25 protein-coding genes and 1 tRNA gene are annotated in these 26,702 nt (G+C 64.0%); 23 read left to right on the forward strand and 3 right to left on the reverse strand.

Annotated features, from left to right (window positions below; translation table 11 throughout):
• The first annotated feature begins 404 nt into the window (after positions 1-404).
• The 21 genes from ndk (at position 405) to ABFG95_RS24165 (ending at position 23,328) form a co-directional block, all read left to right on the forward strand.
• The gene (gene ndk, locus ABFG95_RS24065) at positions 405-830 is read left to right on the forward strand and encodes a nucleoside-diphosphate kinase (RefSeq protein ID WP_006387851.1); all 426 of its coding nucleotides are present in this window, start codon (positions 405-407) and stop codon (positions 828-830) included.
• A gap of 41 nt (positions 831-871) precedes the next feature.
• On the forward strand, positions 872-2,026 hold the full coding sequence (rlmN, locus tag ABFG95_RS24070) for a 23S rRNA (adenine(2503)-C(2))-methyltransferase RlmN (protein ID WP_049075192.1): 1,155 nt from the start codon (positions 872-874) through the stop codon (positions 2,024-2,026).
• Positions 2,023-2,523, forward strand: coding sequence for a helix-turn-helix domain-containing protein (locus ABFG95_RS24075; RefSeq protein WP_024068348.1), 501 nt, complete (start codon positions 2,023-2,025; stop codon positions 2,521-2,523). Before rlmN ends, ABFG95_RS24075 begins: the two co-directional genes overlap by 4 nt.
• Positions 2,524-2,538: 15 nt before the next feature.
• On the forward strand, positions 2,539-3,825 hold the full coding sequence (ispG, locus tag ABFG95_RS24080; protein ID WP_049075188.1) for a flavodoxin-dependent (E)-4-hydroxy-3-methylbut-2-enyl-diphosphate synthase: 1,287 nt from the start codon (positions 2,539-2,541) through the stop codon (positions 3,823-3,825).
• 56 nt (positions 3,826-3,881) lie between these two features.
• A complete protein-coding gene (gene hisS, locus ABFG95_RS24085; protein ID WP_348994970.1) occupies positions 3,882-5,168 on the forward strand; it encodes a histidine--tRNA ligase in 1,287 nt (428 codons plus the stop codon).
• A 1-nt stretch (position 5,169) separates the two neighbouring features.
• Complete coding sequence (locus ABFG95_RS24090; RefSeq protein ID WP_049075186.1) at positions 5,170-5,808, forward strand: tetratricopeptide repeat protein; 639 nt, start codon at positions 5,170-5,172, stop codon at positions 5,806-5,808.
• Between the two features lie 5 nt (positions 5,809-5,813).
• Complete coding sequence (gene bamB, locus ABFG95_RS24095) at positions 5,814-6,971, forward strand: outer membrane protein assembly factor BamB (RefSeq protein WP_049075185.1); 1,158 nt, start codon at positions 5,814-5,816, stop codon at positions 6,969-6,971.
• A gap of 25 nt (positions 6,972-6,996) precedes the next feature.
• Positions 6,997-8,352, forward strand: a complete 1,356-nt coding sequence (gene der / locus ABFG95_RS24100) for a ribosome biogenesis GTPase Der (RefSeq protein ID WP_054417793.1) — start codon at positions 6,997-6,999, stop codon at positions 8,350-8,352.
• A 3-nt stretch (positions 8,353-8,355) separates the two neighbouring features.
• Complete coding sequence (gene hisC / locus ABFG95_RS24105) at positions 8,356-9,423, forward strand: histidinol-phosphate transaminase (protein ID WP_054417792.1); 1,068 nt, start codon at positions 8,356-8,358, stop codon at positions 9,421-9,423.
• Positions 9,424-9,584: 161 nt separating this feature from the next.
• Positions 9,585-9,821, forward strand: coding sequence for an RNA chaperone Hfq (gene hfq / locus ABFG95_RS24110; protein ID WP_006218585.1), 237 nt, complete (start codon positions 9,585-9,587; stop codon positions 9,819-9,821).
• Between the two features lie 84 nt (positions 9,822-9,905).
• Positions 9,906-11,012 (forward strand): GTPase HflX, encoded by a 1,107-nt coding sequence (gene hflX / locus ABFG95_RS24115; protein WP_049075180.1) that lies wholly within the window; start codon positions 9,906-9,908, stop codon positions 11,010-11,012.
• Positions 10,978-12,282 (forward strand): FtsH protease activity modulator HflK, encoded by a 1,305-nt coding sequence (gene hflK, locus ABFG95_RS24120; RefSeq protein WP_049075178.1) that lies wholly within the window; start codon positions 10,978-10,980, stop codon positions 12,280-12,282. Before hflX ends, hflK begins: the two co-directional genes overlap by 35 nt.
• An 18-nt stretch (positions 12,283-12,300) precedes the next feature.
• Positions 12,301-13,203: a protease modulator HflC gene (gene hflC, locus ABFG95_RS24125; protein ID WP_049075172.1), complete on the forward strand. Its 903-nt coding sequence runs from the start codon at positions 12,301-12,303 to the stop codon at positions 13,201-13,203.
• 269 nt (positions 13,204-13,472) lie between these two features.
• Positions 13,473-14,630, forward strand: a complete 1,158-nt coding sequence (locus ABFG95_RS24130) for an ATP phosphoribosyltransferase regulatory subunit (RefSeq protein WP_049075169.1) — start codon at positions 13,473-13,475, stop codon at positions 14,628-14,630.
• A gap of 76 nt (positions 14,631-14,706) precedes the next feature.
• The gene (locus ABFG95_RS24135) at positions 14,707-16,002 is read left to right on the forward strand and encodes an adenylosuccinate synthase (RefSeq protein WP_049075168.1); all 1,296 of its coding nucleotides are present in this window, start codon (positions 14,707-14,709) and stop codon (positions 16,000-16,002) included.
• A gap of 82 nt (positions 16,003-16,084) precedes the next feature.
• Entirely contained in the window at positions 16,085-16,627 is a 543-nt protein-coding gene (locus ABFG95_RS24140) for a phosphoribosyltransferase (protein WP_006387865.1), read from the forward strand.
• Between the two features lie 484 nt (positions 16,628-17,111).
• Positions 17,112-17,324: a 30S ribosomal protein S21 gene (gene rpsU, locus ABFG95_RS24145; protein WP_006218592.1), complete on the forward strand. Its 213-nt coding sequence runs from the start codon at positions 17,112-17,114 to the stop codon at positions 17,322-17,324.
• A gap of 19 nt (positions 17,325-17,343) precedes the next feature.
• Positions 17,344-19,407 carry a DNA primase gene (dnaG, locus tag ABFG95_RS24150; protein WP_348994971.1) on the forward strand — a complete coding sequence of 688 codons (2,064 nt, stop codon included), beginning with the start codon at positions 17,344-17,346 and terminating at the stop codon, positions 19,405-19,407.
• A gap of 864 nt (positions 19,408-20,271) precedes the next feature.
• Positions 20,272-22,539, forward strand: a complete 2,268-nt coding sequence (gene rpoD, locus ABFG95_RS24155; RefSeq protein ID WP_049075163.1) for an RNA polymerase sigma factor RpoD — start codon at positions 20,272-20,274, stop codon at positions 22,537-22,539.
• A gap of 7 nt (positions 22,540-22,546) precedes the next feature.
• A tRNA-Ile gene (locus ABFG95_RS24160) sits at positions 22,547-22,625 on the forward strand.
• Between the two features lie 319 nt (positions 22,626-22,944).
• Complete coding sequence (locus ABFG95_RS24165) at positions 22,945-23,328, forward strand: hypothetical protein (RefSeq protein ID WP_348994972.1); 384 nt, start codon at positions 22,945-22,947, stop codon at positions 23,326-23,328.
• 225 nt (positions 23,329-23,553) lie between these two features.
• Here ABFG95_RS24165 and ABFG95_RS24170 read toward each other — a convergent pair whose 3' ends face one another.
• Both ABFG95_RS24170 and ABFG95_RS24175 read right to left on the reverse strand, forming a co-directional pair.
• Positions 23,554-23,850: a hypothetical protein gene (locus tag ABFG95_RS24170; RefSeq protein ID WP_348994973.1), complete on the reverse strand. Its 297-nt coding sequence runs from the start codon at positions 23,848-23,850 to the stop codon at positions 23,554-23,556.
• A gap of 119 nt (positions 23,851-23,969) precedes the next feature.
• Complete coding sequence (locus ABFG95_RS24175; protein WP_348994974.1) at positions 23,970-24,233, reverse strand: phage tail protein; 264 nt, start codon at positions 24,231-24,233, stop codon at positions 23,970-23,972.
• 69 nt (positions 24,234-24,302) lie between these two features.
• Here ABFG95_RS24175 and ABFG95_RS24180 point away from each other — a divergent pair, with 69 nt between their 5' ends.
• On the forward strand, positions 24,303-24,944 hold the full coding sequence (locus tag ABFG95_RS24180; protein WP_348994975.1) for a hypothetical protein: 642 nt from the start codon (positions 24,303-24,305) through the stop codon (positions 24,942-24,944).
• Between the two features lie 32 nt (positions 24,945-24,976).
• Here ABFG95_RS24180 and ABFG95_RS24185 read toward each other — a convergent pair whose 3' ends face one another.
• Positions 24,977-25,642 (reverse strand): ParB/RepB/Spo0J family partition protein, encoded by a 666-nt coding sequence (locus ABFG95_RS24185; RefSeq protein WP_254601185.1) that lies wholly within the window; start codon positions 25,640-25,642, stop codon positions 24,977-24,979.
• Positions 25,643-25,886: 244 nt separating this feature from the next.
• Between ABFG95_RS24185 and ABFG95_RS24190 the strand changes: the two genes are divergently transcribed.
• Positions 25,887-26,528: a hypothetical protein gene (locus ABFG95_RS24190; protein ID WP_175146157.1), complete on the forward strand. Its 642-nt coding sequence runs from the start codon at positions 25,887-25,889 to the stop codon at positions 26,526-26,528.
• The last annotated feature ends 174 nt before the right edge of the window (positions 26,529-26,702 follow it).

The following is a 26,702-nucleotide window of genomic DNA, read 5'->3' on the forward strand; positions in this document are numbered from 1 at the left end:
TTCCGGCAGACAGGGCGCCCGGTCGATGGAAACGGGCAAGCAAACCGCTCATTTTAAGATGTAATGCGGTCGTATCGGCGTGTTAGAATACCGGGTTACTGTAAACCTTTTAGAAGTCCCTGAATTCATTGGGATTTCGCCAAAAGTTCATTGAAAAAACGCTGAGGATTTCAGCACAATGAACCGAGCGAACATTCAATGCGGGATCACTCCGAAGGGTTGTCAGTGTCGAATCCCCGCCTTGGCACAGGCGGCCGGGACGGCCCGGAACACGCTGTCGTGACGCAGCGGGTCCGAGTCGCTTGCGCGCCCATGGCGCGCTGCCGCTTGAAGGGTGACACCAACAAGCGCAGGCCACGCCAGGCAATCATAGAAACCAGTCAGTATCCGTTTTTGGAGTTCTCATGTCCGTCCAACGCACTCTCTCGATCATCAAGCCCGACGCCGTCGCCAAGAACGTCATCGGCCAGATCGTCGCCCGCTTCGAGCAAGCCGGCCTGAAGGTCATCGCCGCCCGCCTGGCCCAGCTGTCGCGCGCCGACGCCGAGCGTTTCTACGCCGTCCACAAAGAGCGCCCCTTCTTCAAGGACCTGGTTGACTTCATGGTCTCGGGCCCCGTGTTCGTGCAAGTGCTGGAAGGCGAAGACGCCATCCAGAAGAACCGCGACCTGATGGGCGCCACCGATCCCAAGAAGGCCGCCCCGGGCACCATCCGCGCCGACTTCGCCGACAGCATCGACGCCAACGCCGTGCACGGCTCGGACGCGCCGGAAACGGCCGCTGTCGAAGTGGCTTTCTTCTTCCCCGAAATCAACATCCACAGCCGTTGATTTCCCGGAAATTCCTTTAGCGTCATAGCAATACCCTGGTCATGGAATCCGTCGAACGAATCAACCTGTTGGGGCTGGATGGCTCCGCCCTGTCCGAACTCGTCGGGCAGTGGGGCGGCAAGCCGTTTCGCGCCCGTCAGTTGCAGCGCTGGATGCACCAGCGCGGCGCCGATTCGTTCGACGCCATGACCGACCTGGCCCGCGATTTCCGCGGCCAGCTGGCGTCCCGTTGCGTCATCGAGGCGCTGGCGGTCAACACCGAGCAGCGCTCGTCGGACGGCACCCGCAAGTGGCTGTTCGACGTGGGGCAGGGCAACGCCATCGAAACCGTGTTCATCCCCGAGGACGACCGCGGCACGCTGTGCATCTCCAGCCAGGCGGGCTGCGTGGTGAACTGCCGTTTCTGCTCGACCGGCCACCAGGGGTTCAACCGCAACCTCAAGACCAGCGAGATCATCGGCCAGCTGTGGTGGGCCAAGCGCGTGCTGGAAGCCGACGTCGGCACCGCGCGCCTGGAAGGCGCCCGCGCCACCGAAGACACCCGCGTCATCAGCAACGTGGTCATGATGGGCATGGGCGAGCCTCTGCTCAACTACGACCAGGTGCTGCCGGCCCTGCGCCTGATGCTCGACGACAACGCCTATGGCCTGTCGCGTCGCCGCGTCACCGTGTCCACGTCGGGCGTGGTGCCCATGATGGACCGCCTGTCTCAGGACTGTCCGGTGGCGCTGGCCGTGTCGCTGCATGCGCCCAACGATGCGCTGCGCGACGAGCTGGTGCCGCTGAACAAGAAATACCCGTTGAAGGAGTTGCTGGCCGCGTGCGAACGCTACCTGGCTTTCGCGCCGCGCGACTTCATCACGTTTGAATACTGCATGCTGGATGGCATCAACGATACCGACCAGCATGCCAAGGAATTGATACACATTGCACGCCAGATCCGCTGCAAGCTCAATCTGATCCCGTTCAATCCCTTCCCCGCGTCCGGCCTGAAGCGTTCGCCTTCGGCCCGCGTCAAGGTGTTCGCCCAGCGCCTGATGGACGCCGGCATCATCACGACGGTGCGCAAGACCCGGGGGGACGATATCGATGCCGCTTGTGGTCAACTGGCCGGAGAAGTGCGCGACCGTACCCGGATCACCGAACGGAACGCCGCGCAGCGCCAGACCATACCAATTAGACAGGTGCATGCATGACGCAGGATATCGCTTCTGCAGTTTCAGAGACGCCCGCGAGCGCGGGCGGTTCGGGCAATGTGGGCTCGGCGTTGCGCACGCTGCGCCAATCCAAGGGCTGGTCGCTCGACGAAGTGTCCAGCCGCATCAAGTTTTCGGCCAAGCAGATCGAGGCCCTCGAGAACGAACAGTGGGGCGATCTGCCCACCGGCGTCTCGCTGCGCGGCCTGATCCGCAACTACGCCCGCATGCTGGGCGCCGATTCGCAGGCGATCGTTGATTCGCTCGACCCCAAGGCCCGCGTCACCGGCCCGGTCAAGCTGAGTCCGGGAGCGCTGCATTCGGCCCATTCCATTCCCCAGTCCGGCGCCGACGATGATCGCGCGTCCTCGACCTCCTGGGGCTGGCTGATCGCCATCGTGCTGGTGCTTGCCGCCGGTGTCGCCTATGCCTTCTGGCAGGGCTGGCTGCCGCAGCAGTGGCTGGCGTTCGACTGGCTTCCCAAGCTGTCCAAGTAAATACCGGTTTCGCCGATGCAAGATTCCTCTCTGCCTTGCCAGGATGCGCCGCCGCCCGCCGTGGGCGCGGCTCCCCGCCGCGCCACGCGTTCGGTGGCGGTGAAGTGGGGCGACCGCACGGTCATGATCGGCGGCGACGCGCCGGTGGTGGTCCAGTCCATGACCAACACCGACACCGCCGATGCCATCGCCACGGCGATCCAGGTCAAGGAATTGGCGCTGGCCGGCTCCGAGATGGTGCGCATCACCGTCAACACGCCCGAAGCCGCCAAGGAAGTCATGGCGATCCGCGAGCAGCTCGACCGCATGGGCGTGGACGTGCCGCTGGTGGGCGACTTTCACTACAACGGCCACAAGCTGCTGACGCAATTCCCGGACTGCGCCCAGGCGCTGTCCAAGTACCGCATCAATCCCGGCAACATGGGCGGCGGCAAGCGCCGTGACGACAATTTCGCCCAGATGATCGAAGTGGCGTGCCGCTACGACAAGCCGGTGCGCATCGGCGTGAACTGGGGCAGCCTGGATCACGAGCTGATGGCGCGCAAGATGGACGAAAACAGCCGCCGCGCCCAGCCCTGGGAAGCGCAGGCGGTGATGCGCGACGCGCTGGTGGTGTCCGCCATCAGCAACGCCCAGCGCGCCGAGGAACTCGGCCTGCGCCGCGATGCCATCATCCTGTCGTGCAAGGTCAGCCACGTGCAGGACCTGATCGCGGTCTACCGCGACCTGTCGGCGCGTTGCGACTATCCGCTGCACCTGGGCCTGACCGAAGCCGGCATGGGCAGCAAGGGCATCGTCGCCTCGACCGCCGCGCTGGCCGTGCTGCTGCAGCAGGGCATTGGCGACACCATCCGCATCTCGCTGACGCCGGAACCGGGCGGCGACCGCGGTCGCGAGGCCGTGGTGGCGCAGGAGATCCTGCAGACCATGGGCCTGCGCGCGTTCACGCCCATGGTGGTGGCCTGCCCCGGTTGCGGCCGCACCAGCAGCACGTTCTTCCAGGAACTGGCCGATAGCATCCAGTCCTACCTGCGCCGGCAGATGCCGGTGTGGCGCGCCCAGTACCCCGGCGTCGAAAGCATGAACGTCGCGGTCATGGGCTGTGTGGTCAACGGGCCTGGCGAAAGCCGCCACGCGGACATCGGCATCAGCCTGCCGGGCACCGGCGAGGTGCCGGCCGCGCCGGTGTTCGTCGACGGCGAGCGCACGGTCACCCTGAAGGGCGACCACATCGCCGAAGAATTCCAGGCCATCGTTGAAGACTACGTTGCGCGTCGCTACGGCGCGCTCGCCTCTCATTAAAAGAAAGGGTGTGGCCGCGAGGCGCGCTTGCCGGCGCGCGGGGCGGCATGATCAAGATGACTCAAGCTTTCCAGAAAGTCGCCGCCATCCGCGGCATGAATGACCTGTTGCCAGGGGCCAGCGCCCGCTGGGAGCAATTCGAGGAAATCGTGCGCGGCTGGCTGCGCGGCTACGGCTATCGCAACGTGCGTACGCCCGTGCTTGAGCATACGCGCCTGTTCACGCGCGGCATCGGCGAAGTGACCGACATCGTCGAAAAAGAGATGTACACGTTCACCGACGCGCTCAACGGCGAATCGCTGACCATGCGGCCCGAGATGACCGCCGGCATCGTGCGCGCCTCGATCGAGCACAACCTGCTGTACGACCGCCCGCAGCGCGTCTACTCGATCGGCCCGGTGTTCCGCCACGAGCGTCCGCAGCGCGGCCGCTACCGCCAGTTCCACCAGATCGACGTCGAGGCGCTGGGTTTCGCCGGTCCCGATGTGGACGCCGAACTGATCGTCATGCTGGCCCGCCTGTGGAAGCTGCTGGGCCTGACCGACGTGCGCCTCGAACTGAATTCGCTGGGCCAGCCGGCCGAGCGCGCCGCGCACCGCGCCGCCCTGATCGCGCACCTTGAAAAGCACGTCGACATCCTCGACGAAGATGGCAAGCGCCGCCTGTATACCAATCCGCTGCGCGTGCTGGACACCAAGAACCCCGCCATGCAGGAAATGGCCGACAGCGCCCCGCGCCTGTTCGACTTCCTGGGCGAAGAATCGCGCGCGCACTTCGAGGGCGTGTGCCAGCGCCTGACCGACGCCGGCATCGAATACCGCCTCAACCCGCGCCTGGTGCGCGGGCTGGACTACTACAACCTGACCGTCTTCGAATGGGTGACCGACCGCCTCGGCTCCCAGGGCACGGTGTGCGGCGGTGGCCGCTACGACGGCCTGATCGAACTGCTGGGCGGCAAGCCCGCGCCGGCCGTCGGTTTCGCCATCGGCATGGAACGCCTGCTGGACCTGTGGGAGCAGAGCGTGCAGGTCGAGGCGCCGGCCGAATGCGAGGTCTATGTCGTGCACCAGGGCGAAGCGGCGCAGCGCTTGGCCGCCCGGGTCGGCGAAGACCTGCGCGACGCCGGCCTGTCGGTGCTGGTGCATGCCGGCGCCGCCAGCTTCAAGTCCCAATTCAAGCGCGCGGACGCCAGCGGCGCCCGGGTTGCGGTTATCCTTGGCGCCGATGAAGTGGCTTCGCAGACCGCCAGCATCAAATTCCTGCGCGCCGACGCCCAAGGCGACGCCGCGCAGCAGCAAGTCCCGTTGGCGGGCTTGGCCGACGTATTGAATCTCAAGGGTTAGCATGGCATACGATCTGGAAGAACAGGAAAAACTCGACGCGATCAAGGCGTGGTGGGCCCGCTACGGCACGCTGGTGGCGGCGCTGGTGGCGGCCGTGGCGCTGGCCTGGGGCGGCTGGTGGGGCGCCAAGGCCTACCAATCGCACAAGGCGAACCAGGCCATGGGTTATTTCGAAGCGCTCGAAGACGCGGCCCGCCTGGGCGGCGCCGATTCCTCCGTGCGCATCAAGGCCGCGGCGGCGACGCTGCGCGACCAGTACGGTTCGACCGGCTACGCCGCCCGTGGCGCGCTGGTGGCGGCCCAGGCGCTGCAGGCCCAGAATGATGTCGATGGCGCCCGCCAGCAGCTCGAATGGCTGGCCGGCCAGTCCAAGAATCCCTCGATGCAGGCCGTGGCCCGGCTGCGCCTGGCGGGCCTGCTGCTCGACCAGAAGCAGTACGACGCCGCCCTGGGGCAGCTGAACAATGCGCCGGCCGCCTTCGCCGCCTTGTTCGCCGACCGCCGTGGCGATATCCTCGCGGCGCAAGGCAAGCGCGATGAGGCGCGTGCCGCATGGCAAAGCGCCATCGATGGTCTGGGCACGGCGAATCCGCTGACCCAGGTCGTGCAACTGAAACTGGATGCCCTGAGCGGAGCGTGACTGGAATGCGTAAATTTGCCTTTGGCCGTACGTGGCGTGGCGCGGTTTGCCTGACGGGCCTGCTGGCCCTGGGGGGCTGCGGCCTGTTTTCCCATGACGATGGCCGTTACGACCCCGCTCCCCTGACCGAATACAAGGCCGGCATGTCGGTGCGCCAGGTCTGGTCGACGTCGATCGGCAGCGGTTCCGGCCTGGGCTTCGCGCCCACCGTGCTGAACAATGCGGTCTACGCCGCCACGCCCGACGGTTCGGTCGGCAAGTTCGACCTGCAAAGCGGCCGTCCCATCTGGAAGTCGCAGGCGGGCGTGAAGCTGACGGCGGGCGCCGGCAGCGACGGCACCACCACCGCGGTGGCCTCGCCCGACGGCGACGTGGTCGCGTTCGACGATAGCGGCAAGGTCAAGTGGAAAGTGCGCGCCACCAGCGACGTCAATATCCCGCCGGTGGTGGGCTACGGCATCGTCGTGGTCCGCAGCGGCGACTACCGCATCCAGGCCTTCGACGCCAACAACGGCGAGCGCCTCTGGAGCGTGCAGCGTCCCGGCCCGGCGCTGGCCCTGCGCAGCGCCGCGCAAATGGTGCTGGCCGAAGGCCTTGTCATCACCGGCCTGCCGGGCGGCAAGCTGATGGCCATCGCCTCCGACAGCGGCAACGTGCAATGGGAAGGCACTGTCGCCACCCCGCGCGGCGCCAGCGACCTGGAACGCCTGACCGACGTGGTCGGCGCCCCGCAGATCGCGGGCAACCTGCTTTGCGCGGTGGCCTACCAAGGGCGTATCGTATGCTTTGACGTCACGGCCGGCGGCCGTCCGATCTGGGCCAAGGACTTCTCCAGCGTCAGCGGCATGACCCTGGACCAGCGCTTCGCCTACTCGGCCGACCAGAACAGCGTGGTCAACGCCTTCGCGCTGGACAACGGCGGCAACGTCTGGAAGCAGGCCGCGCTGAAGAACCGCCAGCTGACCTCGCCGGCCCTGCTGGGCGGCGCGCTCGCCGTCGGCGACCTGGACGGTTACGTGCATTTCCTGTCGCGCAGCGATGGCAGCCTGATGGCGCGCCTGTCCGTCGGGGGTGGCGCTGTCGTGTCGCCGCCGCAGACGACTTCCCAAGGTGTGCTGGTTCAGACGGGCAATGGCAATCTCGTCCTGATCGGCACCAACTAAACCCTCAAGAACAAAGCCTTACACCGTGTCTTTCAAGCCTGTCGTTGCCCTGGTCGGCCGCCCCAATGTGGGGAAATCGACCCTTTTCAATCGCCTGACGCGATCGCGCGCCGCGCTGGTGGCCGATTTTTCCGGCCTGACCCGCGATCGCCACTACGGCGAGGGCAGGGTGGGCGATATCCCCTTCATCGTCATCGACACGGGCGGTTTCGAGCCGGTCGCCAAGGATGGCATCCTGCTGGAAATGGCCCGCCAGACCCGGCAGGCCATCGCCGAGGCGGACGTGGTGGTGTTCCTGGTGGACGCCCGCGCCGGCCTGAACGCGCATGACCACGAGATCGCCACGCTGCTGCGCAAGTCGGGACAGCAGCGCGTGCTGCTCGCGGTGAACAAGGCCGAAGGCATGGGGGCGGGAGCCGCCATCGCCGAATTCCACGAGCTGGGTCTGGGGCAACCCTATCCCATCTCGGCGGCGCACGGCGACGGCATCGTCGACCTGATCGAACTCGCGCTGCAGGACCTGGCCGAGCCGCCCGCCGAGGAAGAGGAACCGGCCGAAGAGGGCGAGCACGACCACCGCATCAAGCTGGCCATCGTCGGCCGCCCCAACGTCGGCAAGTCGACGCTGATCAACACGCTGATGGGCGAAGAGCGCGTGATCGCGTTCGACATGCCCGGCACCACCCGCGACGCCATCGAGATCGACTTCGAACGCGATGGCCGCCGCTACACGCTGATCGACACCGCCGGCCTGCGCAAGCGCGGCAAGGTGTTCGAGGCGGTCGAGAAGTTCTCGGTCATCAAGACGCTGCAGGCCATCGAGGCCAGCAACGTCGTGCTGCTGATGCTGGACGCGCAGACCGAAATCTCCGAGCAGGACGCCCACATCGCCGGCTTCGTGCTGGAAACCGGCCGCGCCGTGGTTGTTGCCGTCAACAAGTGGGATGGCCTGGACGGCGAGGAAAAGGAACGCATCGAACGCGAATTCATGCGCAAGCTGCGCTTCCTGTCGTTCGCCCGCGTGCACACCATCTCGGCCTTGCGCGGCCAGGGCATCAAGCCGCTGCTCAAGTCGGTCAACGCCGCCCACGCCGCCGCCTTCGCCAAGCTGTCCACGCCCAAGCTGACGCGCGAGCTGCAGGCTGCCGTCGAGCAGCAGCCGCCGCCCCGCAAGGGCATCTTCCGTCCCAAGATGCGCTATGCGCACCAGGGCGGGCAGAATCCCCCCTTGGTGGTGATCCACGGCAACGCGCTGGACGCGGTGCCCGATTCGTACCGCCGCTACCTGGAAACCCGTTTCCGCAACGCTTTCGATCTGGCCGGCACGCCGTTGCGGATCGAATTCAAGTCTTCGCACAACCCCTACGCGCAGGAAAGCTGATCCATGAGCCGTTTCTGGAGTCCCGTGGTCGGGACGCTCAGTCCGTATGTGCCGGGCGAGCAGCCCAAGCTTCAGAACCTGGTCAAGCTGAACACCAACGAGCACCCCTACGGGCCGTCGCCCAAGGTGCTCGAGGCGATCCGCGCGGCGTGCGACGACACGCTCAAGCTCTATCCGGATCCGTCGTCCGACAGGTTGCGCCAGGCGGTGGCGACGGCCGTCGGCGTGGCGCCGGCCCGCGTGTTCGTGGGCAATGGCTCGGACGAAGTGCTGGCGCATGCCTTCCTGGCCCTGCTCAAGCATGAGCGTCCGCTGCGCTTTCCGGACATCACCTACAGTTTCTATCCGGTCTATTGCGGCCTGTACGGCATCGATTACGAGACCCTGCCACTGACGGAAGATTTCCGCATCGACGTCGAAGACTACCTGCCGGGCCGTCATGGCCAGGCCGGCGCCATCATCTTCCCCAATCCGAACGCGCCCACGGGCCGCGCCTTGAGCGTGGCCGAAATCGAGCGCATCGTGGCCGGCAATCCGGACACCGTGGTGGTGGTTGACGAGGCCTATGTCGACTTCGGCGCCGAATCCGTGATTGCGCTGACCGAGCGCCACGACAACCTGCTGGTCATCCAGACGCTGTCCAAGTCGCGTTCCCTGGCAGGCCTGCGGGTCGGTTTCGCGGTTGGCAGTCCGGAACTGATCGATGGCCTGGAGCGCGTCAAGAACAGCTTCAATTCCTACCCCGTGGATCGCCTGGCCTCGGCCGGCGCGGTCGCCGCGCTCGAGGACGTCGAGTATTTCGAACAGACCCGCCAGGCAGTGATCCAGACTCGCGGTCGGATGACCGCCGGCCTGCAGGCCCTGGGCTTCGAGGTGCTGCCGTCCAGCGCCAACTTCGTGTTCGCCCGGCACCCGTCGCGCGATGCCGGCGAACTGGCGGCCGGCCTGCGCGAACGCAGCATCATCGTGCGCCATTTCCGCCTGCCGCGCATCGACCAGTTTCTGCGTATTACAGTGGGCACGGACGCGCAGTGCGACCTGCTTCTGAAAGCGCTTGGCGAGGTCGTCTGAACCCCAGCTGAAGGGCCTTTCCGGCGGAAAACTCTGGTGTCATCTTTTGCATCCGACACAAGTAGCACGGGCCGGGAAAACCCTGTAGAGTACATGTTTCGGCGTGCCCCACCTGTAAAAAGCGCGTCACCACTCAATAACAAACAAATGGAGCCTGGCCAATGAGCAATAAAGGGCAAACTCTGCAAGATCCGTTCCTGAACACGCTGCGCAAGGATCATGTGCCGGTGTCGATCTACCTGGTGAACGGTATCAAGCTTCAAGGGCAAATCGAATCTTTCGACCAATACGTGGTGCTGCTGCGTAACACGGTCACGCAAATGGTCTACAAGCACGCCATTTCCACCGTCGTTCCCGCGCGCGCCGTGAATTTCCAGGTGGAAGTCCCTGCTGAGTAATCTCGCTCCCGCAGTACCTTTTATTGCCCGCCGAACGGTCTACGTCGGCGGGCATTTTCGCTTTGGCTCCAAAATGGTGCATGTATGCGCGCACTGATCATCAGCGTGGATCTGGGTGATCCCGACTTCGCCGCCCACGCGGAGGAATTCGCCATGCTGGCCAAGGGTGCCGGCGCGGAAATCGTCGGCACGCTCACGGCCCGCCGCGACCGGCCCGACGCCAAGTTCTTCATCGGTTCCGGCAAGGCCGACGAAGGCGTGGGCATGGCGCAGGCGCTGCTGGCCGACATCGTGCTGTTCGACCAGCCGCTGTCGCCGGCCCAGCAGCGCAACCTGGAACGGGTCTTCAACCTGCGCGTGGTGGATCGCGTGGCGTTGATCCTGGACATCTTCGCGCTGCGCGCCAAGAGCCATGAAGGCAAGCTGCAGGTCGAACTGGCCCAGTTGCAGCATCTGGCCACGCGCCTGACCCGCATGTGGAGCCACCTGGAGCGTCAGCGCGGCGGCATCGGCATGCGCGGCCCCGGCGAATCGCAGCTCGAAATGGACCGTCGCATGATCGGCGCCAAGGTCAAGACGCTGCGCGAGCGCCTTGACCGTGTCGAGCGCCAGCGCGTCACGCAACGGCGCGCGCGGGCTCGCGGCGGCGCCTTGTCGGTGTCGCTGGTGGGGTATACCAACGCCGGCAAGTCGACGCTGTTCAACGCCTTGACCCGCGCCGATACCTACGCGGCGGACCAGTTGTTCGCCACGCTTGACACCACCACCCGCCGTATCTGGATCGAAGGCGCGGGCAATGTCGTGGTGTCGGATACCGTTGGCTTCATCCGCGACCTGCCTCACGACCTGATCGCGGCGTTCCGCGCCACGCTCGAAGAGACCGTGCATGCCGACCTGCTGCTGCATGTGGTCGACGCCGCCAGTCCGCAGCGCGACGAGCAGATCTTCGAGGTCAACAAGGTGTTGGCGGAAATCGGGGCCGCCGCGATTCCCACCATTCTGGTATACAACAAGATCGACCGCGCTGGCCTGGAACCCCGGGCGGAGCGCGACGCCCATGGTACGATTGCGCGAGTATTTGTAAGCGCCACCGAGCGCGCCGGTTTGGACGCGTTGCGCGGGGCAATTGCGGAGACCGGACAGATTGTGGGAAACAATGCCGCGAATTATCAAACTCTTCAATCTGAATGACCCCGGCTGGGGTCGTGGAAACAATAATGGCTCCGAGCCGCCGCCCAAGCGGCCCCAAGGCAACGGAGACGGTCCGCCCGACCTCGACGAGGTCTGGCGCGATTTCAATAATCGCATCGGATCGTTGTTCGGCCGCAAGGGCGGGGGGGGCAACAACCGCCCCGGCGGCAATCGCGGCGGCATGACGCCGCCGTCGCCGCGCGGCGCCCGCATCGGACTGGGGGTGATCGCCCTGGTCGCGGTCGGCATCTGGGCGGCCAGCGGCTTCTATATCGTCCAGGAAGGCCAGGTCGCGGTTGTTACGCAGTTCGGCAAATACAAGAGCACATCGCAAGCCGGCTTCCAGTGGCGCCTGCCGTACCCCATCCAGAGCCATGAAATGGTCAACGTGTCGCAACTGCGCACGTTCGAAGTCGGTTTCCGTGGCGGCGCCCGCAACAAGGTGCTGCCCGAGGCGCTGATGCTCACGACGGACGAGAACATCGTCGACATGCAGTTCGTCGTGCAGTACCGCCTGCGTGCCGATGGCGCGCCGGACTACCTCTTCATGACCCGCGACCCTGACGATTCCGTGCGCCAGGCATCCGAAACCGCCATGCGGGAAGTGGTGGGCAAGCAGTCCATGGACTTCGTGCTGTACGAGGGCCGTACCGCCGTCGCCAGCCAGGTCCAGACGCTGATGCAGCAGATCCTCGACCGCTACCAGACCGGTGTGCAGGTCAGTACCGTCGCCATCCAGAACGTGCAGCCGCCCGAGCAGGTGCAGGCCGCGTTCGACGATGCCGTCAAGGCGGGCCAGGATCGCGAACGCCAGATCAACGAGGGCCAGGCCTATGCCAACCAGGTCGTGCCGCTCGCCAGCGGTCAGGCCTCGCGCATGACCGAGCAGGCCGAAGGGTACCGCGCCAAGGTGGTGGGCGACGCGCAGGGTAATACGGCGCGCTTCACCAGCATCCTGGGCGAATACGAGAAGTCCCCGCAGGTGATGCGCCAGCGCATGTATCTCGAAAGCATGCAGGAGATCTTCACCCGGGCCAGCAAGGTCATGGTCGACACCAAGAGCAACAACAACATGTTGTACCTGCCCTTGGACAAGATCATGCATCTGGCCGCGCAAGACGCCAGCAAGTCCACGGCCGGCAGCGCCGGTTCGTCGACCCTGATCAATCCGCCCGCCCAGACGCCGCTCCGCGGCAACGTGGCGCCGGCCCCGCAACCCTCCGGCAGCAGCAATAGCAACGCGCTGCCCCGCGACCGCCAGTCGCGCTAACCCGGAGGATTCTTGATCATGCAACGTCTTATGCCCATCCTGGTCGGCCTGCTCATCGTGCTGGCTGCCCTTTCTTCCTGCGTGTTCGTGGTGCGCGAGCGCGACTACGCCCTGGTGTTCTCACTGGGTGAAGTGCGCAAGGTCATCAACGAGCCCGGCCTGTACTTCAAGGCGCCGCCGCCGTTCCAGAACGTGGTGACGCTGGACAAGCGCATCCTGACCATCGAAACCAACGAAGCCGAGCGCATCCAGACTTCCGAAAAGAAGAACCTGCTGATCGATTCGTACGTCAAGTGGCGCATTGCCGATCCGCGCCAGTACTACGTGTCGACCGGCGGCAATGAGCGCGTGGCGCAGGAGCGCCTGCAAGCCTTGATCCGCGATGCGCTCAACGCCTCGGTCAACGTGCGCACGGTTCGCGACGTGGTCTCGACCGAACGCGACAAGATCATGGCCGAAATCCTGACCAACGTCGCCAAGCGCGCCGAGCCGTTGGGCGTGCAGATCGTCGACGTGCGTCTGCGCCGCATCGAGTTCGCGCCCGAGATCTCGGAGTCGGTGTATCGCCGCATGGAAGCCGAACGTACCCGCGTCGCCAACGAGCTACGCTCGATCGGTGCCGCCGAGGGCGAGAAGATCCGCGCCGAAGCCGATCGCCAACGCGAAGTGATCGTGGCCCAGGCCTATGCCAAGGCCCAGACGATCATGGGCGAGGGCGATGCCGCGGCCGCCGCGATCTATTCGCAGGCCTACGGCAAGAACCCGCAGTTCTACACGTACTACAAGAGCCTGGAGGCCTACCGCGCTTCGTTCTCGAAGCCGGGCGACGTGCTGGTGGTCGACCCCAGTTCCAGCTTCTTCCAGTTCATGAAGGACCCCACCGGTCAGGCCCTGGCCCCGGTGACCGTGCCCGCCAAATAAGGCGGCGCCGCAGGCGGTATCCCCAAGCCCCTTGGCCTGCGCCAAGGGGCTTTTTCCTGGCGGCCAGGCCGGGTCGCCCGCGGTCGTTCGGCAATCGGGGACGGTGTTGCGCCGCTGGCTTTCCCGGCTGGCGCTGTCGGCTGAACCATGTACAATACCCCGTAAGCTAGAAAACATTCCGCAGCGGCTGAGCGGGCTTACGCCCCCTCAGCCGCTTTTTCGTTTGGGCGACGCCCACGCATCTCTAGGCGTTATTCAGGTAAACATTCATGGGTAACTGGTTGCTGCCCGAGAGCCTTGCCGACGTACTCCCGGCAGAGGCCCGGCGCATCGAGGAAGTGCGCCGCGAACTTCTCGATCTGTACCGCACTTACGGTTTCGAGCTGGTCGCGCCGCCGTTGGTCGAATACATCGATTCATTGCTGTCCGGCACCGGCAGCGATCTGGATCTGCGTACCTGCAAGCTGGTGGATCAATTGTCGGGCCGCACGCTGGGCGTGCGTGCCGACATGACGCCCCAGGTCACGCGCATCGACGCGCACTTGTTGAACCGCGCTGGCGTAACCCGCCTGTGTTACTGCGGCAACGTGCTGCATGCGCGCCCGGCGGACCTGCTGTCCAGCCGCGAGCTGCTGCAGATCGGCGCCGAAATCTACGGTCATGCCGGTTTCGAGGCCGACCTCGAGATCATCCAGCTGGTGCTGGAAACCGTGGCCATTGCCGGCGTGCGCAATCCGCGCCTGGTGTTGTGCCATCCGGGCGTGCTGCGCGGCATCGTCGAAGCCGATCCGGCCGCTGCCGCGGTCTCGCAGGACGTCATCCGCCTGATGCGCGAGAAAGACGTGCCTGGCCTGACCGAACTGGCCGCGCGCACCCCCGGCATGCGCGCTGAAACGCTCAAGGCGTTGCAGCTGCTGCCCAAGCTTTACGGCGGTCCCGAGGTGCTGAAGCGGGCCCGCCACGACCTGCCGCTGCTGCCTGGCGTCGTCGCCGCGCTGGATGCGCTGCAGGTGCTGGTGGATGGCCAGCCGAACGTTGACTTCGGTGTCGACCTGGCGGACGTGGACGGCTACGGCTACCACTCCGGCATCAAGTTCGCGCTGTACGCCGAAGGCTGGCGTGACGCGCTGGTGCGCGGCGGCCGCTATGACGACGTCAGCCTGGCGTTCGGGCGCGCCCGTCCGGCCACCGGCTTCAGTCTGGATTTACGCAAGCTGGCGGCGGGTTTGCCGCCGGCGGAACGGGCGCGTGCGGTTCGCGCGCCCTGGGGGCAAGCCCCCGCCCTGGTCGAGGCGGTCCGCCGCCTGCGCCGGTCAGGGGAAATCGTCGTTCAGGTATTGCCCGGTCACGAGCAGGATCAGGACGAATTCGTTTGCGATCGCGAGCTGGCGCTGCAGGATGGCGCCTGGACGGTCAGAACGCTGTGACTAACTCCCTCTCGGCAACGAGAGGGCCGCGGGGAGATTTCCGGATTTCCCGAGAAACTCGATATTGATTCGTAACATGAGCAAGAACGTAGTCGTAATCGGCACCCAGTGGGGTGACGAGGGCAAGGGTAAGATCGTCGATTGGCTGGCGGAATCCGTCCAGGGCGTGGTCCGCTTCCAGGGCGGCCACAACGCCGGCCACACGCTGTGGATCAATGGCAAGAAGACCATTCTTCGCCTGATCCCGTCGGGCATCATGCATCCCGGCGTCACCTGCTTCATCGGCAACGGCGTGGTGCTGTCGCCGGAGGCCCTGCTCAAGGAAATCGAAGAGCTCGAGGCCGCCGGCCTGGACGTGCGCTCGCGTCTGCGCATTTCCGAGATCTGCCCGCTGATCCTGCCGTACCACGTGGCCGTCGACAAGGCCCGCGAAGCGCGCAAGGGCGATGGCAAGATCGGCACGACCGGCCGCGGCATCGGCCCGGCCTACGAAGACAAGGTCGCGCGCCGCGCGCTGCGTGTGCAGGATCTGTTCAACCCCGCGTTGTTCGACGAAAAGCTCGCCGAAGTGCTGGACTACCACAACTTCGTGCTGACCCAGTACCTGGGCGCCGAAGCCGTTTCGGCCAACGAAGTGCGTGATCAGGCCATGGCGCTGGCGCCGGCGATCGCCCCGATGGTCGCGGACGTCTCCAGCACGCTGTTCACCATGCAGCAGGAAGGCAAGCGCCTGCTGTTCGAAGGCGCGCAGGGCGCGCTGCTGGACGTCGATCACGGCACCTATCCGTTCGTCACCAGCAGCAACTGCGTCGCCGGCGCCGCTTCGGCGGGCGCGGGCGTCGGTCCGCAGTCGCTGGACTACGTTCTGGGCATCACCAAGGCCTACACCACGCGCGTCGGCTCGGGCCCGTTCCCCACGGAACTGGTCGACGAGATCGGCACCCGCCTGGCCACCATCGGCAAGGAATTCGGCTCGGTCACCGGCCGTCCGCGCCGCTGCGGCTGGTTCGACGGCGCCGCGCTCAAGCGCTCGGTCCGCCTGAACGGCATCACCGGCCTGTGCATCACCAAGCTGGACGTGCTCGACGGCCTGGAAACCATCCAGTTGGGCGTGGGCTACCGCGTCAACGGTGAATTCCGCGACGTGCTGCCCTACGGCGCCCATGCCGTGGCGCAAGCCCAGCCGGTGCTGGAAGAGCTGCCGGGCTGGAGCGAATCCACCGTCGGCATCACCGAGTACGACAAGCTGCCCGAGGCCGCCCGTCGCTACCTGGAGCGCGTGGCCGAAGTCTGCGGTGTGCCGATCGACCTGGTGTCCACCGGTCCCGACCGCAACGAAACCATTGTGCTGCGTCATCCCCTGAAGGGCTGACATCGGGTTATCATTCGCAAGGCCGCCGCCGGCTCATACCGGCGGCGGCCTTTTCGTATTTTCACGCAGGAGATCCTTGCCTATGAGCGCGCCAACCAGTGACGATAGCCATCTGTGGGTGACGTGGGACGACTACAACCGCTTGATCGAGCGCCTGGCCTTGCAGGTGCATCAGTCCGGTTGGGAGTTCGACAAGATTTTGTGCCTGGCGCGTGGCGGCATGCGCGTTGGCGACGTTATGTCCCGTATTTTTGATGTGCCGTTGGGCATTCTGGCGACCAGCAGCTACCGCGAAGCCGCGGGCACCAAGCAGGGCGATATGGATATCGCGCAGTTCATCACTATCACGCGCGGCACGCTGTCCGGGCGGGTGTTGCTGGTGGACGACATGGTGGATACCGGCAAGACGTTCATGAAGGTGTACGACCACCTCAAGAGCCAGTTCGCCGACATCACCGAATTGCGCAGCGCCGTGCTGTGGTGGAAGGGGCATTCCCAGGCGCAGCCCGATTATTACGTCGACAAGTTGCCGACCAACCCCTGGATCCATCAGCCGTTCGAGGATTACGACAGCCTGCGTCCGCACCAGCTGGAAGCCTGGATTCGCAAGGGTTCGAAGGGCTGAAATCATAGGGGGGCGGATGGTCTGGCGATCCCCGCCGCCAATGCGCGGCACGATCGTGCGAGGTCAGGGTGCCAGACTGTTCCCCCGGTAGTCAAAATAGCCATGACCATGCTAGAATCGCTGGTTATCGCTAAACCGAACTTGGCTTGTTACTCTTTAGGTAGTCTTTGGGTAACGCAACCGGCCCTGGAGACTTTTGCCAGTCAGCAGCCAGCCGGCCCTAGAGCCAGCCGATTTTAGGACTTTAGCGCTGCAAGGCTCTTGGCGCTGGCGCCTGGAAGCGAAGGGGCCGGCGGGCAGGGAATCCTGTGCGCGGGGCTCTTGAACTCTTGGTCCGGACAGCATGCGCGATTACTATTGTTGCGTGCGTAGTCTGCGGCCTGAGCTTACAGGCGGTTCGCCGTCCGGAACCACGTGGCGTTGCTGGTAAGCAAGCCAGGTTTGTCATCAACTTTTGTTACCCTACAAGCAGGCCAATCACTTTATGCCTATCGTTCGACTGAAGGAAAACGAACCGTTTGAAGCCGCTCTGCGTCGCTTCAAGCGCACCATCGAAAAGACCGGTTTGCTCACCGAACTGCGCTCGCGCGAGTTCTATGAGAAGCCCACGGCCGAGCGCAAGCGCAAGCACGCCGCCGCTGTGAAGCGCCACTACAAGCGCATCCGTAGCCAGCAACTGCCCCCGCGCCTGTATTGATTTCTGATTCCCGAATCTATTGATTCCAGAATCATTCATCCAGGAACTACTCGCCCGGGTCGACGTTGTCGATGTTGTCGGGCGATACGTGCAGTTGCGAAAGGGTGGGGCCAACTTGCTTGGCCTGTGCCCCTTTCATAACGAAAAAAGTCCGTCGTTCACTGTCAGCCCCACCAAGCAGTTCTATCACTGCTTCGGTTGCGGCGCCCACGGCAGTGCCATCACCTTCCTGATGGAACATACGGGCGCCAGTTTCCCCGAGGCCGTGCGCACGCTCGCGGCTTCGGCGGGAATGACGGTCCCCGAAGAAAATCGCAGTCCCCGCCAGCAGCAGGAAACCGCACGCCGCAAGGCCGAGGAGTCCCGCCATACGCAGGTGCTGGACGCCGCTCAAGCCCATTACCTGAAGCAGTTGCGCGCATCGCCCGCCGCGATCCGCTATCTGAAGCAACGTGGCCTGACCGGCGAGATCGCGGCGCATTTCGGCCTGGGCTGGTCCGGCACGGACCGGCATGGGCTGTCGCAGGTTTTTCCGAATTACGAAGATCCGACTCTGGTGGAGTCGGGCCTGGTCATCGAGTCCGAGGACGGCCGGCGCTACGACCGCTTCCGCGAACGGATCATGTTCCCGATCCGCAATGCGCGCGGCAGCCTGATCGGCTTTGGCGGCCGCATCATCGGCAAGGGCGAGCCCAAGTACCTGAATTCGCCCGAGACCCCGCTGTTTTCCAAGGGTCAGGAGCTGTACGGGCTGTGGGAAGCGCGTCAGGCGATCCGCCAGGAAGGTCAGGTCATCGTGGTCGAAGGCTACATGGATGTGGTCGGCCTGGCGCAGCAGGGTATCGCCAATGCCGTTGCCACGCTAGGCACCGCGACCACCCCGGATCACGTCAAGAAGCTGCTGCGCACCAGCGACAAGGTGATCTTCAGCTTCGACGGTGATGGCGCCGGCCGCCGGGCCGCGTGGCGCGCGCTGCAGGCGTGCCTGCCGGTGCTGCGCGACGACATCGCCATCCGCTTCCTGTTCCTGCCAACCGAGCATGACCCGGATTCGTATGTGCGCGAACTGGGCGCCGAAGCGTTCCGCGCTTGCCTGGGCGAGGCGGTGGCGTTGTCGCGCTTCCTGCTGGACGAGCTGGCATCGCGCCATAACATGGACGAAGCCGAAGGGCGCGCCAGCTGCCTGCATGAGGCCAAGCCCCTGCTGGCGTCGATTCCGGAATGCGCGCTGCGCGTGCAGATCGAACGCGAGATGGCCAAGCTGGTGCAGCTGACGCCGGAGGAAATGGCGCAGGTGCTGGCGCAGCAACCCGCCAAGCCGTTCGGCGCGCCGGCCAGGCCGGCCGCGGGCGAGGCGGGCATCGCCGGCGCACCGGCGCCGCAAGAGGGTAGCGTGCCACACGAAGGCGGCTACGACTTCGCAGGCCACGATTTCCACGACATTCCCGCCGACGATGGCGAGTACGTGGACTATGGCCAATTCTCGTCGCCAGGCGGCGAATCGGGCGGCTGGAGTGGCGGCGGTGGCAAGCAGGACTGGAAAGGCAAGGGCGATTGGAAGGGCAAGAGCGACTGGAAGGGCAAAAGCGACTGGAAAGGCGGCAAGGGCAACTGGAAGGGCAGGCGCGATGACGTCGGCGGCTTCGAAGGGCGCCGCACCATGCCTTCGCTGGCCAAGCGCCTGTTGAGTCTGTTGCTGGCCCACCCGGAACTGGTCGACTCGATGGGCGACCAGCAGCTTGAAGTCATCGACCACGGCCCCCATCTAGGACTGGTAAGGGATCTGATCATGCTGGCCCAATCCAGCGGTGCGCGCCATGTGGGCGCCCTGCTGGAAGCGGCGGAGCCGGACTCGGATCTTGCGACAGTGCTCAAGGGGCTGCGGGTCGACATTTTGTCCCAGGAAGATCTGCCGGATCCGCAAACCGAATGGGACGATGCGCTGCGGCGCATCGAATTCGATTCGGCGAAGGCGGAAATGGCCAAGCTGGCTGCGGCCGGCCTGGCAACCGAGGAGGCGCGCAAGCGCTACCTGGAGCTGTCGAGCCGGATGCTGGTGCTCAAAGGTGCCGGCATACGCTAAATGCGGTAAAATCAAGGGTTTTCCCGCCGCGGCATTGCCGCAAACCGTTGTGTGGCGGTAGTTGTTGGCTGTATGGCGATGACCTGGCGGCGCCAGGATCCCGCGATGTTGAATGCAGGCTGAAAGCCGGTTGAATGAATCGGCCTTGAATCTGTGCCGGCGGGATGCAGGGCGCGCAGGCGCGGTATTTGTAGGCGCGCAGGCGCGCAGGCGCGGTATTGCGATGAATCCTTCGTTATCGCGCCAGTGTTGGGGCACGGTTGCGCGAAAACGATTGCGCAAGCGGCAGGAAAAAGAACGGCGGACGGAATCTATTTCCGCTGCTGGAATCTAATAGTTTTAGGGTTTGATGGGCAGGTCGGCTGAAGCGATGCCGGGCTGGCGGGCAAGGCGGATACCGGTTGAACGGGTCGGTCTGGGGTGGATAAGCCCCGAGCGCCAGCGCGAAAAAAAGCGGACGTGCGCATCAAATTTGTTACATAGTTAATTACTATAGCTGAGTGGTGAATCACGCAGTTCGGCGGCGGTTATCTTCGCGTCGCGTCTGAGGTTTGGGTGCTGTGTCTATTTAGCTGCCAAGGGCAAGGCCCGCCAGGCAAGCAACGCCTATTTATAGGCAGACAGCCCCCCTCGATGCCGGGAGTCCGCGGCTGGATGAAACCATGCACGCCAGGCGTTCAGCCGGTCACGGACCGCAATGACGCCAGGCGGGCTCGCAAGAGCTTGTGCCGCGAACAACGCAGCCGCAGGGCTTCCGCCGATTCACCAGTTTTACCCGCACGGATACCGCGATGGGCCTTTGCCCGGCAGCGGTTTCATGCGGTGCACATGCCCGAACGGGTTGCGACGACCACGGAAGCGACTATGACCAAATCCACCGGCAAATCCTCCTCTGCAATTGATGCGACCGACACCCAGGCCACCAAGGCCAAGCGTGTCGTCAGCATGGCGGCGGAAAAAGCGCCCGCCAAGACGGCGGTGAAGGTCGCCAAGCCTGCCGCTAAGACGGCCGCCAAGAAGGCGGCTGCCAAGACGGCGGCGGCAGACAAGCCCGAGAAGGTGACCAAGGCGCGTGCCAAGAAGGCCGAGGACAAGCTGGCCGATCTGGTCGGCAGCGCGCGTCCGGCCCCCAGCGGCCGCCGCCCGGGTCGCCCGGCCAAGAACGCCAACAACGATTCCGACGGTTTCGACGACACCATGGACGGCGAAGGCGAGGTCCTGCCGGACCTGAAGCCGCCCAAGCGCGGTGGCAAGCGCGGCAAGGCGGATCCCAAGGATCTGATCGCCCGCGGCCCCGTCTCGGCCGAAGAATACGAAGCCCGCCGCAACCGCCTCAAGCAGCTGATCAAGCTGGGCAAGGATCGCGGCTACCTGACCTACGGCGAAATCAACGACCATCTGCCTGATGACCTGGTCGACGCCGAAGCCATCGACGGCATCATCAGCACGTTCAGCGACATGGGCATCGCGGTCTATGACCAGGCGCCCGATGCCGAAACGCTGCTGATGAGCGAAAACGCGCCGGTCGCGTCCAACGACGATGACGTCGAAGACGAAGCCGAAGCCGCGCTGACCACCGTGGACTCCGACTTCGGCCGCACCACCGACCCCGTGCGTATGTACATGCGCGAAATGGGCTCGGTGGAACTGCTGACGCGCGAGGGCGAAATCGAGATCGCCAAGCGCATCGAAGACGGCCTGAAGCACATGGTCATGGCCATCTCGGCCTGCCCGACCACCATCAACGAAATCCTCGCTCACGTCATGCGCGTGCGTGAAGGCCAGGCGCAGATCGACGAAGTGGTCGACGGCCTGGTCGATCCGGAAGACGGCGAAGAGTATGCCGGCGCCGGCGTCACCGCCGATGAAGACGAGAGCGATGACGGCCCCGCTGGCGGCATGTCCAGCAAGCAGCTGGAAGACCTGCGCGTGAAGGCGTTGGCCAAATTCGACGAGGTCGGCAAGCAGTTCGACAAGATGCGCCTGTCGTACGAAAAGGACGGCTACAAGTCGGACGTCTACGTGCGCGCGCAGGAGTCGATCCAGAACGAACTGATGGGCATCCGCTTCACCGCCAAGATGGTCGAGAAGCTGGCCGACACGCTGCGCAACCAGGTGGAAGAAGTGCGCCAGCTCGAGCGCGCCGTCCTGCACACGTGTGTGGACCGTGCCGGCATGCCGCGCACGCATTTCATCAAGGTGTTCCCGGGCAACGAAACCAATCTGCAGTGGGTCGTCGACGAAGTGGCCGCCGGCCATCCGTACGCCGAAACGCTGGAGCGCCAGATCCCCGCCGTGCAGGAACTGCAGCAGAAGCTGATCGACCTGCAGACCCGCGTGGTGCTGCCGCTCAAGGACCTCAAGGACGTCAACAAGCGCATGGCCACTGGCGAAGCCAAGGCCCGCAAGGCCAAGCGCGAAATGACCGAGGCCAACCTGCGCCTGGTGATCTCGATCGCCAAGAAGTACACGAACCGTGGCCTGCAGTTCCTGGACCTGATCCAGGAAGGCAACATCGGCCTGATGAAGGCGGTGGACAAGTTCGAGTACCGTCGCGGCTACAAGTTCTCGACCTACGCGACGTGGTGGATCCGTCAGGCCATCACCCGCTCCATCGCCGACCAGGCGCGCACCATCCGTATTCCGGTCCACATGATCGAAACGATCAACAAGATGAACCGGATCAGCCGCCAGATCCTGCAGGAAACCGGCGCCGAGCCGGATCCCGCGACCCTGGCGCAGAAGATGGACATGCCCGAGGACAAGATCCGCAAGATCCTGAAGATCGCCAAGGAGCCGATCTCCATGGAAACGCCGATCGGCGACGACGACGACTCGCACCTGGGCGATTTCATCGAAGACACCTCGACCCTGGCGCCTTCGGACGCCGCGCTGCATGGTTCCATGCGCGACGTGGTCAAGGAAGTGCTAGACTCCCTGACCCCGCGGGAAGCCAAGGTGCTGCGCATGCGTTTCGGTATCGAAATGAGCACCGACCAGACCCTGGAAGAAGTGGGCAAGCAGTTCGACGTCACGCGTGAGCGCATCCGCCAAATAGAGGCTAAAGCGCTGCGCAAGCTGCGCCACCCGAGCCGGGCCGACAAGCTGAAGAGCTTCCTGGAAGGGCAATAAGTTTCCTGGGCCTCTAGCTCATGCCTGGTTAGAGCAGCGGACTCATAATCCGTTGGTGCCGAGTTCGACTCTCGGGGGGCCTACCAAAAAATACCCGGTAAATCAGGTATTTACAGCCGCCAGCAATGGCGGCTGTTTCGTTTCTGCCGCCCGCTGTGACCAAAACGTGACCGTCTCAGCGTGTGCGGCCAGGTGCGTCGGGGCAAGGTGGGCGTACTGTAGCGCGGCGCGTCGTTTGAGACGGATCGGTGCGTCATTTGATACCGCTGAGACCCGCCAAAACGCCCCAGGACGCGCGATCAGGGGGCAAGGCAGGCATCCCCCCACCACCTTGGCCCTCAACCCGGCCTGCGGCTGGGGCGGTAAATCGGGGATACTGCCCGGTTATAACGCCCCTGCCGACCCATGAAACCCTGGTCCCGCCGTCAGCCTCGCCGAAAGCCCGCCCCGACCCTTGCCGACGCGCTCACGTGCTATCTGGCCGAGGTTTCCGCCACCAAGAAGGGCCACGTCTCCGAACAATCCATCGCGCGTAAATCCATCGCGCGTATCTGGCGCGCCACGCGCCTGGCCATCCGCCCGGTCGACCGCATCCGTAGCTCCGACCTGACGGAGTTGCGCGACGAATGGCTCAAGGACCGAGCGCCGGCCACCGTGGTGCGGCGCATGGCCTTCCTGTCACATGTCTACAAGGTGATTCGCAAGGACTGGGGTTTCGACCAGCCTCCTGCTTCTTCTGCGCAACAGCGGATACAGCCTGAGCGGCGTCACGGCTGCCCCGGTCGCTGACGACGATCTCAAGGGCAGCCTTCATGTTGGTATTGGACACGGTGGACCTCTTGCTACATGGTCTGCGACGACGACCTGGCGGCGTGCGTCGGTCTGCCCCGCTTCTTGGGTTTGATACGCCGCTGGCTGACGATGCGGCGAGTGGTCGAATTGCCGGAATCCCTGGCTGTCCCGTTCAGTTCAGCCTGGGATTCCAGGTAGCCTTGCACCTGTTCAAAGGTCAGGCTACGGACGCGGTCCTCTGAGATGCCGTGTTTTCCGAGGACGAGGATGAGTTTTCGGAAGGTTCGCAGGCGACGTTCGGCAACAGCAGCTTTTTTTTGCCTCGCTCATCTCCGCATAGATCACGTCCAGGTCCGTGGGGACCATCGTGGCCAGCAGCTCAAAGGTGATGTCATCCTCGGGGATGTCACCCAGGCGCTGCATGCACGCGGCGAACATGGCCAAGTCGATGCGCGCGACCGATGCGTCCGGGTGGGTCTCCAGCGCGTCGATGTTGTCGCCCATGGTCGGCAGGCGCATAGCGAAGTTGTAGTGCCGGCGGCCTTGTTACGGCACGCCGTAGACCAGCGTGCCGGTAGCCAGGACTTCCTTGTCCGGTTGCGTGACAGCGCGCGTCTGCGCTTGATGGTTGGCATTGGTCATTCATCCACCTTCTTGACGGCGAACATGGTGAGGGTACGGCGCGCTTCGTTGTCGACCGTGTATTGCTTGCCAACTTCGGACGTGCAGCAGTCCAGGTAGGTTTCGCGCTTGCCGCCGGGCGAGGACGGAAACACCGTGATGGTCGCGCCGAAGATTTCGGCCCACTTGATGTCATCGTCAAAGGGAATCGGCCCGGTCACGCGCAGGGAATACTCCTTGATTCCCTTGGCCACACCGCCGATGTTGCGGCTACGGTTCATATAAATGGCTCCTGCTCAATGAGATACGATCGCGATTGCGCCAGAGAGGGCGCCCGCGAGGGGGGCGATATGAAAGATGTGAAGTTCGAAGACTGGCGATTAACGGTCTTCTGGGTAGCCGTGGCAGCAGCAACTGCAATTGCTGGGTTTGTATTTGGCTGGAGTTGGCGCGATAGAACCGGGGCGCTGGCAAACGTCAGCTTGCTTGCGGCTATGACCGCGATTGGTACTGTCGGAGCCACGGTCGCCGCCGTCGCCATTGCTAGTTGGCAGTATCGGACGCAGCGTATGGAGCGATACGCGGAGGCTGTACTTGTGATTGGCGAGGCCTATCCAAGATTGGCAGGCTTCCATGCCGTGCTCATCGAATGTTCCAACACCTTCGATGGTGTGGAAAAAGTTGATCTGAGTGTCAAAGACATCAGGGCAGTCATATCCGATATTCAGGACGCTTACCGAATGGCAGACTTGCCCGCGCCTAAGCAACTCCTTCCACTAAGGGAATCGCTTGCCCACGAAATGGCACTTGTTATTTCGCAATTGCACCCAACGGTGAGCTTTGCGGTGGATGAAGCGCTAGAGACTCGGGCGGGGCGACTTGAGGTTGTCCAATTCATGCAACAGGGAATTAAAGTTGCAATGCCGCTGATTGAGTCTTTATCGGAGAGGGGCTATCAGTTGCTAAAGCGAGAGGTCAGCTCCACTGCCTAATCCCTACGGGATATGGGTGCCAGCAACAGGGATTATGCTATGGCACCGTCTTCTGCCCCTAGCACCCAGCGCAAAGCCGCAGCGTAGTCTCCCTGCGCCAGCTCCAGCGCCGCCAGGATTTGTTTGCGGGATTTCACGCGGGGGCGCTCGCCCATGACTGCGGCCTGCTGGCGGTTGCGCTGGTGGGGCGTCGCGTCCTTGCCAGCTGCGACCAGTTCGGCCACCTTGGCGCGCTGATCTTCTGGATTGAGCTTCGCCAGGGCTTTGGCATGGGTAAGGGTGATTTGCCCGGCCTCGATGGCATCCTGCACGACCTTGGGGCTATCCAGCAGGACCAGCGTGTCGCGTACCGTGGCGACGCTGCAGTTGTAGATGACGGCAATCTGGTCTTCACCTTTGCCCAGTGCCAGGTGCCGACGCATTTTCTCGGCGCGGCCGAGCGGACTGTCGGCCGTGCGGGCTTCGTTCTCGCTGGCGATGGCGTCCAGAGCTGATTGCCACTTCCCTGGGTACACGACTGCCGGAATTTGTCGCTCGGGCTCGCCGCGGTGGTGCCGCCATTCGTTGGCAAGTCGGGCCGCCTTGACGCGTTGGCGCCCGAACACCACCTCGGTTTCGCCGGTCTCGGGATTCTTGGAGACTGCGATGGGTTCCTGCACGCCTTGGTAGTCGATATTGCGGGCCAGCGCTTCGTCCACCGGCAGATGGACACGTGCGTCGTGGAGCGGGCCATTTTCGTCGGTGACGAGGGTCAGCTTGGCGGGGTCGAAGTTGAGGAGGTTGCTTTGGCCTTCTGCGCCATAAACGTCTTTCGATTTTTTGCCATGGTCTGTTCAGATTGAAGTGAGTGGACAAAGGGGAGCGGGCCGCCCGGGGCGGGACGGCTGACACCCTTGGAGGGTTGGGATACGATGCGCGGCAGAATTCCAACGGGAGCTGCAATTGAAGAACTTCAAGTGGTATGAGTGGGCAATACTTGCCTTACTGATGGGAATGCTCCTTATCGGTGGCGCGCTTTCCCCATGGGGTCAAGCTCTGTTTCATAGTGAGGGAGCGCCAGCATGGATTCAGGCCATCTTCTCAGTCGTGGCAATTGTGTCGGGAGCGGGCTTTGTCCTGTGGCAGCACACTTTGCAAATGAGGCGCGACTCACAGATTAGGATTGAGGAGCGAATTGACGCTTTCGAGCCGATTTGCAGCCTCATCGGCCAAGCGCATTGGTTGATGGCTTACATACAAGATGTCCTTGATGGCTATGTGCCTGCTGAAGAGGTCTTGCGAACGGACGTGATCATTGATGACGTGGGCGCACTGCTGGGTGCTATGGACCGTGTCAACGTTCATCAGCTACCCACTGGATATCTCTGTGCATACTTCATCGACGTATGCCGTGTATTGCGGAAGATGGAGGTTCAACTGCGTCACGCTGCTAATAGGTGGCGCAACGATCTGCAGGGTACTAAGTGGCGCCATGAGCTACTCGCGGCAAAGTTGGCGAAGGAATCTGTCGCCCAAACGCTGCAAATCTTTCGGCACGCTCTCACGTCAATCGAGCGCGGCGAAAGGCCGAAGTTACCTATCTGAGTAGTTCAAGGTTCATTGGGCATGGTCCCCTGGCGGCGCCATATATTGCTAATGGTCTGCGGAGACACGCCGTAGCATTGGCCAGGTCGTAAGTGGCCGGTCGCCCGCGTGTGGTCTGGAAAATCCCGATTTTCTCGGCCTGTACCGCCGGTTCGGCCTTTGGGTCTTCCCACT

The organism is Achromobacter sp. HNDS-1, from assembly GCF_040084795.1.
Lineage (GTDB): Bacteria > Pseudomonadota > Gammaproteobacteria > Burkholderiales > Burkholderiaceae_B > Achromobacter > Achromobacter ruhlandii.